The following is a 2,197-nucleotide window of genomic DNA, read 5'->3' as shown; positions in this document are numbered from 1 at the left end:
CGGGCGGACGGTCGCGGCCTGCGCGCTGAGCGCCCCGGCGAGCGAGGTTCCGCCGGCCGAACTGGCCAGGATGGTGCCGGAACTGCTCTGCACGGCCGAGGCGATCTCGCTCGCGTACGGCGGCTCGCCTACTCCTCGCTGGTGCGAGAACCGTTGCGGTGCCAGGCCCGCGGGGCACGCCAGCCGTACTTCAGGGCGAGCATCCGCAGCCCGAAGGCGGTGAGCGCGGCGGCGGTGCCGGTCACGCCGGTGAGCCGGTCGGTGGCGATCAGCAGGGCGACGACGGTGGCGCCGACCAGGGCCGGGACGGCGTAGATCTCCCGGTCCCAGCGCAGCAGCGAGGGGATTTCCCCGGCGAGTATGTCGCGGATCACGCCGCCGCCGGCCGCGGTCACCATGCCGAGCGCGATCGCGGCGACGGCGCCGAGTCCGAAGTCGTGGGCCTTGGCGGTGCCGGTCACGCAGAACAGCCCGAGCCCGAGGGCGTCCAGGGTCTGCACCGCCCGGTTGATCCGCTCGACCTCCGGGTGCAGGAAGAACACCACCAGGGCGGCGCCCAGCGGGGTCACGAAGTAGCCGAGGTTGGTGAACGCGGCGACCGGGGTCGCGCCGATCACCAGGTCGCGCATCACGCCGCCGCCGAGGGCGGTGACCTCCGCCAGTACACAGATGCCGAAGATGTCCATGTTCTTGCGGACGGCGAGCAGGCCCCCGGAGAGGGCGAAGACGAAGATGCCGACGAGGTCCAGCGACTGCTGGACGTCGGTCGGGAAGAGCTGGGATGTCACCGTCCATGTGTACCCGATGTGCACGGATGTGCCGGTGAACGTCCGTTCTCCGGATGCGAACGCACCGCCGGAAGGGTGCCGGACGGCTTGCGCGCCGTCCGGCCGGAGCAGCTCGGCTAGCCTCCGCCTGTGAAGCTCGTGAAGCCCAGGTCGGCCCCGGCGTCACCGCCGGAGCCGTCGAAGTCGCCGCCGGAACCGCCCGCCTCCGCCAGGCTCGGCTGGCTCGACGCGCTGCGCGGCGTCGCCGCCCTCGCCGTCGCCATGCACCACTTCGGTCTGCTCGGCAAGATCCCCCACGCGGACCGGGTGCCGCGCCAGCTGGACCTCGGCTTCTTCGGCGTGATGCTGTTCTTCCTGGTCAGCGGGTACATCATCCCGGCGTCGCTGGAACGGCGCGGCGACGTCCGGGCGTTCTGGACCGGACGGCTCTTCCGCATCTACCCCGCGGTGGCCGTCACGATCGTGGTGAGCCTGCTGGTGCTGCCCCGCGGCGGCCAGATCGTCCAGAGCTTCCCCTTCGACCACCCGGTGCTGTCGCTCGCCGCCAACGGCCTGCTGCTCCAGGACCTGGTGGGGGTGCCCAGCGCCATCGGCGTGATGTGGTCGCTCACCTACGAGATGGTCTTCTACTACTTCGTGTGCGCGCTGTTCGTGCGGGGGTGGCACCGGAACAGCGCGCCGATCGCGGTCGGCTTCGCGTCCGTCGCCCTGGTGCTCGGCACCTGGCTGCCGATCGGCGGGATCTCGGTGGACCTGGCGGCCACCAGGCACCTGGTGGCGGTGGCCGGGATCGTGGTGCTGATGGCGATGGCGTGCATCGCCACCGCCCGTCCGGACCTGACCCGTTGGGGCGCGCTGCTGCTCGGCGGCCTGGGCCTGGTCCTGATCACGGTGAACAACCGGAGCACCGGCTTCGAGACCATGCTGATCTTCGCGACGATGTTCGCCGGCACCGTGCTGTACCGGCTGGAGCACGGCCTGCTCGACCGGCTCCCGGCCCTGCTCTGCTGCGCCTTCGTGGTCGTCGCCGGCATCACGGTCGGCTACCTGTACAACCGGGACACCGCGCTCTGGCACACCTGGACCCCTTCGTGGCAGTCCTTCTCCCTCGCCTACCTGGCCGCCTGGGCCCTGTTCGCGGCGGCCATGCTGCTGCGCCGGCGCCGCTTCCCGCGCTGGCTGAGCGGGCTCGGCACGATCAGCTTCTCGGTCTACCTGCTGCACGGGCCGCTGATGTACTTCGTCGGCTGGAGGCTCCAGGGCTACCCGCCGATCGTCGGGCCGACGGGGCAGGCCGCGCTCACCCTCGGCTACCTGGGGGCGCTCGTGGTGCTCTCCTACCTGTCGTACCGGCTGGTCGAGATCCCGTTCCAGCGCCTCGGCCGCCGGGTGGCCCGGGCGCTGGACCG

At 71.6% G+C, this 2,197-nt stretch carries 2 protein-coding genes; one reads left to right on the top strand and one right to left on the bottom strand.

All coding sequences use genetic code 11. The annotated features are described in order from the left end of the window. Positions 1-128 precede the first annotated feature (128 nt). Complete coding sequence (locus AE652_RS39975) at positions 129-788, bottom strand: trimeric intracellular cation channel family protein (RefSeq protein WP_049660599.1); 660 nt, start codon at positions 786-788, stop codon at positions 129-131. Positions 789-917: 129 nt separating this feature from the next. Here AE652_RS39975 and AE652_RS39970 point away from each other — a divergent pair. Beyond that, the coding region (locus AE652_RS39970) for an acyltransferase (protein ID WP_049660598.1) at positions 918-2,197 on the top strand (1,280 nt) is incomplete at its 3' end.

The organism is Kitasatospora sp. MY 5-36 (assembly GCF_001182915.1).
GTDB lineage: Bacteria > Actinomycetota > Actinomycetes > Streptomycetales > Streptomycetaceae > Kitasatospora.
The sequence above is the reverse complement of the archived record's forward strand: the minus strand, read 5'-3'. Positions and strand labels throughout refer to the sequence as shown.